General features: G+C 72.3%; 8 protein-coding genes and 1 pseudogene. 6 read left to right on the top strand and 3 right to left on the bottom strand.

Going from position 1 to position 8414, the window contains the following annotated elements:
* Window positions 1-537: pseudogene (locus B9S58_RS11290) on the bottom strand (DNA helicase RecD); the annotation flags it as partial.
* The gene (locus B9S58_RS11285; RefSeq protein ID WP_103531981.1) at window positions 534-1517 is read right to left on the bottom strand and encodes an aldo/keto reductase; all 984 of its coding nucleotides are present in this window, start codon (window positions 1515-1517) and stop codon (window positions 534-536) included. The pseudogene B9S58_RS11290 and the gene B9S58_RS11285, both read right to left, overlap by 4 nt.
* 137 nt (window positions 1518-1654) lie before the next feature.
* Between B9S58_RS11285 and B9S58_RS11280 the strand changes: the two genes are divergently transcribed.
* Both B9S58_RS11280 and B9S58_RS11275 read left to right on the top strand, forming a co-directional pair.
* Complete coding sequence (locus B9S58_RS11280; protein WP_103531980.1) at window positions 1655-2704, top strand: LLM class F420-dependent oxidoreductase; 1050 nt, start codon at window positions 1655-1657, stop codon at window positions 2702-2704.
* Between the two features lie 225 nt (window positions 2705-2929).
* Entirely contained in the window at window positions 2930-3718 is a 789-nt protein-coding gene (locus B9S58_RS11275; RefSeq protein ID WP_103531979.1) for a hypothetical protein, read from the top strand.
* A gap of 27 nt (window positions 3719-3745) precedes the next feature.
* Here the strand turns inward: B9S58_RS11275 and corA are convergent, their stop codons facing one another.
* On the bottom strand, window positions 3746-4738 hold the full coding sequence (gene corA / locus B9S58_RS11270) for a magnesium/cobalt transporter CorA (protein WP_103531978.1): 993 nt from the start codon (window positions 4736-4738) through the stop codon (window positions 3746-3748).
* Window positions 4739-4813: 75 nt separating this feature from the next.
* On the opposite strand from corA, the gene B9S58_RS11265 reads away from it, so the two are divergent.
* The 4 genes from B9S58_RS11265 (at window position 4814) to mshC (ending at window position 8354) form a co-directional block, all read left to right on the top strand.
* Window positions 4814-5536: a histidine phosphatase family protein gene (locus B9S58_RS11265; RefSeq protein ID WP_103531977.1), complete on the top strand. Its 723-nt coding sequence runs from the start codon at window positions 4814-4816 to the stop codon at window positions 5534-5536.
* 71 nt (window positions 5537-5607) lie between these two features.
* A complete protein-coding gene (locus tag B9S58_RS11260) occupies window positions 5608-6198 on the top strand; it encodes a DUF3090 domain-containing protein (protein ID WP_103531976.1) in 591 nt (196 codons plus the stop codon).
* Window positions 6162-7001, top strand: a complete 840-nt coding sequence (locus B9S58_RS11255; protein ID WP_103531975.1) for an SCO1664 family protein — start codon at window positions 6162-6164, stop codon at window positions 6999-7001. The genes B9S58_RS11260 and B9S58_RS11255 overlap by 37 nt, the downstream gene beginning before the upstream one ends.
* Window positions 7002-7124: 123 nt before the next feature.
* Window positions 7125-8354 carry a cysteine--1-D-myo-inosityl 2-amino-2-deoxy-alpha-D-glucopyranoside ligase gene (gene mshC / locus B9S58_RS11250; RefSeq protein ID WP_103531974.1) on the top strand — a complete coding sequence of 410 codons (1230 nt, stop codon included), beginning with the start codon at window positions 7125-7127 and terminating at the stop codon, window positions 8352-8354.
* The last annotated feature ends 60 nt before the right edge of the window (window positions 8355-8414 follow it).

Raw genomic sequence — 8414 nt, 5'->3', positions numbered from 1 at the left:
CTCGGGCGCGGGGGCCCGGGGCGGCTGTGCCGCGGCCGGGGCGGGTCGCCGGGAGGCCGGGGTGGTGGCGGACGAGTCGAAGAACGCGGTGCCCGCCTTCTCGCCGCTCTCCACGGCCCGGACGGCCGCGAGCAGATCGGCGGCCGTGCCGCTCAGGCCGGTACCGGCGGTGATGGGAGCGGCCTTCTCCGCCTTGCGCTTCTCGATCCGCTCCCGCAGCTCGCGCTGGGCGGCCAGCTCGGCCTGCGCCTCCGAGAGCTCGGCGGCCGGCGACGCTTCGGCAGTGTCGTCGGCGGTTCCGTCGGCGGTCCCGTCGGCTGTGCCGTCGGCGGCAGCGGCATCAGCGGGCGCTCCGTCAGGAGCCGCCTCGGCCGCGGCCTCCCCGTCCTCCGCGTCGGCCGGGGTGTCCGACGGCTCGGCGGCTTCGGGCGCTTCGGCGTGAGCGGGGCCTTCGGCACCGGTGTCCGGCGGGGACACGGCGTCCTGAGGTGTGTCCGTGCCGACGGTGCCGGGGGTCTCCCCGGGAAGCGCAGTCACAGCGTGCTCCAGTCCTGATCGGGATAGCGGTGCACGGGCGCCGACACATCGTCGAGCGCCTGGCAGATCTCGTAGGGAAGACTAAGCGCCTCCACTGACAAAGCCTCCGCGAGCTGACCGGCGTTGCGCGCACCGACGATCGGCGCGGCCACCCCGGGCCGGTCCCGGACCCAGGCGAGCGCCACCTGGAGCGGGCTCGTCGCCAGTCCGTCCGCCGCCGTCGCCACCGCGTCGGTGATGCGGGCCGCCGCGTCGTCGAGATACGGCTCGACGAACGGGGCGAGCCGCTCGGACGCGCCCCGGGAGTCGGACGGGGTGCCCTGGCGGTACTTGCCGGTGAGTACCCCGCGCCCCAGCGGCGAGGACGGCAGCAGCCCGATCCCGAGGTCCAGCGCGGCGGGCAGCACCTCGCGCTCGATGCCCCGCTGGAGCAGCGAGTACTCCATCTGCGTACTGGCCAGCCGGGTGCGCACCCCGGGCGCGGCGAGCTGCCAGGTGGCGGCCTTCGCCAGCTGCCAGCCGCAGAAGTTCGACACGCCCGCGTAGCGGACGCGGCCGGAGGACACGGCCAGGTCCACCGCCTGGAGGGTCTCCTCCAGCGGGGTGGCCGGGTCGAAGGCGTGGACCTGCCACAGGTCCACGTAATCCGTGCCGAGCCGCTCCAGGGACGCGTCCAGGGCGGCGAGGAGGTGCCCACGCGAGCCGTTGAAGCGGCGGTAGGGGTCCGGGACGTTGCCCGCCTTCGTGGCGATGACCAGATCCTGACGGGGAACCAGGCTGTCGGCCAGCCGCCCGAGCAGGTACTCGGCCTCGCCGCCCCCGTACACATCGGCGGTGTCCACCAGGGTGCCGCCCGCGTCCCAGAAGACCTTGAGCTGGTCGGCGGCGTCGTGCTCGTCCGTGTCCCGGCCCCACGTGAGAGTGCCGAGCCCGATCCGGGACACGCGAAGGCCGGTACGGCCGAGATGCCTCTGCTCCATGGGCGCTGAGATTACTGGCCATGGCCCCACCGGGTGGAGGCCTGTGGACAACATGGGGTCCGCCGGGCCTGCCGGATCGCCGCCACCCGCGCTAGAGTCCGGAGAAAGCAACGTTACTGATCGGTAAGGGGAGCGGTATGCGGCTCGGCATCAATCTCGGTTACTGGGGCGCCGGCATGGACGGCGACAACCTCGCCGTCGCGCAGGAGGCCGACCGGCTCGGCTACGACGTCTGCTGGGCGGCCGAGGCGTACGGCTCGGACGCCCCGACCGTGCTGACCTGGGTCGCGGCCCAGACCGAGTCGATCGACGTCGGCTCCGCGATCATGCAGATCCCGGCCCGTCAGCCCACCATGACGGCGATGACCGCCGCCACCCTCGACTCGCTGTCCGGCGGTCGCTTCCGGCTCGGCCTCGGGGTCTCGGGCCCGCAGGTGTCCGAGGGCTGGTACGGCGTGAAGTTCGACAAGCCGCTGGCCCGCACCCGCGAGTACGTGGAGATCGTCCGCAAGGCGATGACCCGCGAGCGCGTCTCGTACGAGGGAGCGCACTGGACGCTGCCGCTCCCCGGCGGCCCGGGCAAGCCGATCAAGCTCACCGTGCACCCCGAGCGCGAGCACATCCCGCTCTACATCGCCGCGATCGGCCCCAAGAACCTGGAGCAGACCGGTGAGATCGCCGACGGCGCCCTGCTGATCTTCCCCTCCGCCGAGCACCTGGAGGAGACCGCGATCCAGCCGCTGCGCGCGGGCCGGGAGAAGGCCGGGAAGACCATGGAGGGCTTCGACGTCAGCCCGACGCTGCCGCTCGCCGTCGGCGACGACGTGACCGGCCTCGCCGACATGTTCCGCCCGTACACCGCCCTGTACGTCGGCGGGATGGGCAGCCGGAAGCAGAACTTCTACAACCAGCTCGCCCAGCGCATGGGGTACGAGAAGGAGGCCGCCGAGATCCAGGACAAGTACCTCGGCGGGGACAAGGCGGGGGCCGCCGCCGCCGTACCGCACCAGCTGATCGACCAGACCGCGCTGCTCGGCCCCGTCGAGCGGATCGCCGACCGGATGCGGGCGTACGCCGCAGCAGGGGTCACCACGCTCAACCTCGCCCCGGCCGGCTTCACCCTGGAGGAGCGGCTCACCGCCCTGCGCGCCGGCACGGACGCCCTGGAGCGCTCCGGCCTCGCCTGACGGGTCCGGGGACAGCACTACGGCCGTGGTGGGGGCTCGGGGGTCTTCCCCGCCACGGCCGTCACCCGGAACAACGCGCCGCACGCCCACGGGTTACGCCGCCCCGGCGCGCGCTGTCGCCGACCGCTGCGGTTGCCGACTGCCGCGTGGCGCATTTGACTCTCCCTGCGGACTACTGCTCCGCGGATCTCGGCTCCGCGGGCAACGGGTACGGAGGTGACCGGCATGCTCTCAGCGCAGACCGTGTTCCAGGAGATTCTGGACAACGACGAGTCCTACCGGCTCTTCTGTTCCATCGCCGCGAGCGGCGAGGCCCAGGGCGGCTGGGAGAACGCCCGTATCGCAGCCCTCGTCCCGGAGAACCGCCGAGACCTGGCCCCCAAGATCGTCCGGCACGGCGCCGACGAGGACAAGCACGGCCGGATCTTCAACGCGCTCCTGAAGAAGCGTGGGCTGCCACCCGTCGAGGTCCCGCCGGAGACCGACTACACGATGCTCCTGGAACAGCAGGGCATCGGCCTCGCGCACTCCCGGCTGCGCGGCGAGGAACGGCTCACCGAGCGCGACATCATCACCTATCTGGCCCACAGCCGTGTCACCGAGCAGCGCGCCTCCGAGCAGATGCGGCTGCTGCGCCGCTACTTCGCCGACCACCCCGACATCGGCCGCGCGGTGAAGATGATCTCCAACGACGAGGACAACCACCTCGCCTACTGCCACGAGGAGCTCCTCGGCCTCGCCCGCGCCGGGCACGGCCGGACGATCCAGCGGATCATGCGCGAGTGCGCCCTGGCCGAGATCCGGGTCTACCGCGACGTCAGCCTTGCCGTGATGGCCGGCATGGGACGTGTGCTCGGCTGGTCGCGCGCCAAGGCCGCCGTGCTCGCCGCGGGCATCCACGCGATGTACGCGTACGAGCGCCTGGTCGGCTGGCGGCGCATGGTGAGTCTGGAGATGCCGCAGCGGCGCGACGCGCTCGGCAGCCCCGCCGTACCGGAACGCGAATACGCCTGAGCGCACACGGCTCGCGGCCCTCAGCCCTCAGAGCCAGCCGCGCCGCTTGAACAGCCGGTGGAGGCCGAACACGGCGACACCCATCAGCGCGACCACCGCCGGGTAGGTCCACACCCAGTGCAGCTCCGGCATGTGGTCGAAGTTCATGCCGTAGACACCCGCCACCATCGTCGGGACGGCGGCCATGGCAGCCCAGGCGGAGATCTTGCGCATGTCGTCGTTCTGCCGCACGCCCATCTGCGCCAGATGCGCCGACAGGATGTCCGAGAGCAGCCGGTCCAGCCCCTCCACCTGCTCGTTGGCGCGCGTCAGGTGGTCGGCCACGTCCCGGAAGAACGGCTGGGCGTGCTCGTGCACGAACGGCACGCCGGCCCCCGCGAGCCGGGCCATCGGGGCGGTCAGCGGCCCGGCCGCCCGGCGGAACTCCAGCACCTGCCGCTTGAAGGTGTAGATCCGGCCCGCGGTGTTCTTCGAGTCGCCGCCGCTCGGGGCGAACACCCGCGTCTCCAGCTCCTCCAGGTCGAGCTGGAGCTCACCGGACACGTCCATGTAGTGGTCCACGACCGCGTCGCTGACCGCGTACAGCACCGATGTCGGGCCGTGCTTCAGCACCTCGGGGTCGGTCTCCAGCCGACGGCGCACGGCCGCCAGCGGGGCGCCCTCGCCGTGCCGGACCGTCACCACGAACGAGTCCCCTATGAAGACCATCAGCTCGTCGGCGCTGACCGTGTCGCTCTCGGGCTCGTAGACGATCGGCTTGAGGACCACGAACAGGGAGTCGTCGTACACCTCCAGCTTGGGCCGCTGGTGCGCCCGCAACGCGTCCTCCACGGCCAGCGGGTGCAGCCCGAACTCGTCCCGTACGAGGTCGAACTCCTCCTCCGTCGGCTCGTGCAGCCCGATCCACAGGAAGGCGTCGCGTGCGTCCCGCGCCTCGTCCAGGGCGGCGGAGAAGTCGTCGGGCCGTTCGGTGCGGCGCCCGTCCCGGTAGATGGCACAGTCCACGATCACGGCGGGCATTCTTCCCCGTGACCGCCTCCCGCGCACCTTCGCCGACCCGGCCTGATCGACGAGGCACCCTCTACGCTGGCGAGTATGCCCACGCTGATCCTCGTACGCCACGGACGCTCCACCGCCAACACCGCCGGAGTGCTCGCGGGCCGCACCCCCGGCGTCTCCCTCGACGAACGCGGCGCCGAACAGGCGGCGGCCCTTCCCGCGCGGCTTTCCGCCGTGGCCCCGGTACTCGCGGTCAGCAGCCCCCTGGAGCGCTGTCGGCAGACCCTCCAGCCGCTCCTCGACGCCCGCCCCGGCCTGCCCCTGCACACCGAGGACCGCATCAGCGAGTGCGACTACGGCCACTGGTCGGGACGGAAGCTGGCCGAACTCGCCGACGAGCCCCTGATGTCGGTGGTCCAGCAGCATCCCTCCGCGGCCGCCTTCCCGGGCGGCGAGTCCATGCGCGCGATGCAGGCCCGCGCCGTCGACGCCGTACGTGACTGGAACGGCCGCGTCGAGACGGAGCACGGCGAGGACGCCGCGTACGTCATGTGCTCGCACGGCGACATCATCAAGTCCCTCGTCGCCGACGCGCTGGGCATGCATCTGGACCTCTTCCAGCGCGTCCACGTCGACCCCTGCTCGGTCACCGCGATCCGCTACACACGGCTGCGCCCCTTCCTCCTGAGGCTCGGCGACACCGGCGACCTCGCCTCCCTGGCCCCCCGCGAGCACCCCGTCGGGGCGGACGCCGCCGCGTCCTCCGCGGACGACGGCACGGCGGACGCGACGGTCGGGGGCGGTGCGGGCGCGCCGTGATCGCTCCGGGCAGTAGGGTGGACGCGCCGTAGCGCCGCCCAACCAACCATCGAAGCTCAAGGGAGCAGGACGTGTCCCGTCAGGTGTTCCTCTACGACCCACCGGACCGATTCGTGGCCGGTACGGTCGGGTTGCCTGGCCGCCGTACGTTTTTCCTGCAGGCGTCCTCCCAGGGCCGGGTCACCAGCGTGGCCCTGGAGAAGAACCAGGTCGCCGCTCTCGCCGAGCGGATCGACGAACTGCTCGACGAGGTCGTGCGCCGCACCGGGGGCAACTCCCCGGTGCCCGCCGTGGCTCCCACCGACGTCTCCGACACCGGGCCCCTCGACGTTCCCGTCGAGGAGGAGTTCAGGGTCGGCACCATGGCCCTGGCCTGGGACGGCGAGGAACAGCGCATGATCGTCGAGGCGCAGGCCCTCGTCGAACTCGACGCCGACTCCGAGGACGACCTCGCGGAGGCCGAGGAGAAGCTCCTCCAGGACGAGGAGAACGGCCCGCCCATGCTCCGCGTCCGGCTCAGCGGCGCCCAGGCCCGCGCCTTCGCCAGGCGGGCTCTGGACGTCGTCAACGCCGGCCGCCCGCCGTGTCCGCTGTGCAGCCTGCCGCTCGATCCGGAAGGACACGTATGCCCGCGCCAGAACGGATACCGTCGCGGAGCCTGACGGACACGGAGCTGCTCACCCTGCTCACCGAGGGCACGATCACCGTCCTCGGGCAGGTCGGCGGGGCGTCCAACGCGGTGCTGCACTGCACGGTGGCGTACGAGGGTGAGGAGCGCACCTGCGCGTACAAGCCGGTCGCGGGGGAGCAGCCGCTCTGGGACTTCCCCGACGGGACCCTCGCCCAGCGGGAGGTCGCCGCGTACGAGATCTCCCGGGCGACCGGCTGGGACCTCGTGCCGCCGACCGTGCTGCGGGAGGGGCCGTACGGGCAGGGGATGTGCCAGCTCTGGATCGACGGCCCCGCATCCGATGAGGACGTGCCCTCGCTGCTGGCGCTCGTCGAGGGCGAGGAGCCGGGCGACGGCTGGAGAGCGGTGGGCTTCGCGGACGTGGGGGAGGGGAGGACCGCGCTGCTGGTGCACGCCGACGATGCCCGGCTGCGGCGGCTCGCCGTGCTGGACGCGGTGATCAACAACGGTGACCGCAAGGGCGGGCACCTGCTGCCCGCCCCCGGCGGGCGGCTCTTCGGCATCGACCACGGCGTCACCTTCAACGCCGTGGACAAGCTGCGCACCCTGCTCTGGGGCTGGGCGGGCGAGCCCCTGACCGAAGAGGCACTGGTGGTGCTGGGCCGGCTCGCCGCGGAGCTGGCGCCGGGGAACGCCCTGGCCACCCGGATGGCCGAACTCATCACACCGGCCGAGCTGGAGGCCCTGCGGGAGCGGGTCGCCGGGCTGGTCAAGAGCACCGTGCACCCGCGGCCGAGCGGCCAGTGGCCGCCCATCCCCTGGCCACCGGTGTAGGGCCTGTCGTCTGGATCGTGCCGGGCTCTACCGTCTGCCGGCACGTTCACGCAAGAGTGCCTCTTCGGACAGGTTTCCGGATCCGGTTCGTATCCGGAAGCATCGTCCGGTTACGCTCATGACATGCATGCCTGGCCCGCTTCTGAGGTCCCCGCCCTGCCCGGCAAGGGCCGCGACCTTCGGATCCACGACACCGCGACCGGCGGACGGATCACCCTTGACCCCGGTCCCGTCGCCCGCATCTATGTCTGCGGCATCACGCCGTACGACGCGACCCACATGGGTCATGCGGCGACCTACAACGCGTTCGACCTCGTTCAACGCGTGTGGCTCGACACCAAGCGGCAGGTCCACTATGTCCAGAACGTGACCGACGTGGACGATCCGCTGCTGGAGCGGGCCGTGCGCGACGGTCAGGACTGGACCGAGCTCGCGGAGCGCGAGACGGCACTCTTCCGCGAGGACATGACCGCCCTGCGGATGCTGCCCCCGCAGCACTACATCGGAGCGGTCGAGGCGATACCGGGCATCGTGCCCCTCGTCGAACGCCTCCGGGACGCGGGCGCCGCCTACGACCTGGACGGCGACGTCTACTTCTCCGTCGACACCGACCCGCACTTCGGCGAGGTCTCCGGCCTCGACGCCGAGGCCATGCGCCTGCTCTCCGCCGAACGCGGTGGCGACCCGGAGCGCCCCGGCAAGAAGAACCCCCTCGACCCGATGCTCTGGATGGCCGCCCGCCCGGGTGAGCCGAGCTGGGGCGGGGCCTCGCTCGGCGCCGGCCGCCCCGGCTGGCACATCGAGTGCGTCGCCATCGCGCTCGACCACCTCGGCATGGGCTTCGATATCCAGGGCGGCGGCTCCGACCTCGCCTTCCCGCACCACGAGATGGGCGCCTCCCACGCCCAGGCGCTGACCGGCGAGCACCCGTTCGCCAAGGCGTACGTCCACGCCGGCATGGTCGGCCTGGACGGCGAGAAGATGTCCAAGTCCCGGGGCAACCTGGTCTTCGTCTCCGCCGTGCGCCGCGACGGCGTGGACCCGGCGGCCATCCGGCTCGCCCTGCTCTCCCGCCACTACCGCTCCGACTGGGAGTGGACCGACCAGGTGCTCGCCGACGCCGTCGAGCGTCTCGCGCGCTGGCGGGCCGCTGTCTCGCGTCCCGACGGGCCGTCCGCCGACGCGCTGGTCGAGGAGGTCCGCGAGGCCCTCGCGGACGACCTGGACAGCCCAACCGCGCTTGCCGCGGTGGACCGCTGGGCCGCGCTCCAGGGTGCGGAGGGCGGCACGGACGAGGGTGCGCCCGGCCTCGTCTCACGTACCGTCGACGCCCTGCTGGGAGTCGCTCTGTAGGACGGAGGGCGACTGCCGCCCGGCCTGATCCGACCACCTGGACCGGTCTCGGACTTCTCT

It is taken from the genome of Streptomyces sp. SM11 (assembly GCF_002910905.1).
Lineage (GTDB): Bacteria > Actinomycetota > Actinomycetes > Streptomycetales > Streptomycetaceae > Streptomyces.
The sequence above is the reverse complement of the archived record's forward strand: the minus strand, read 5'-3'. Positions and strand labels throughout refer to the sequence as shown.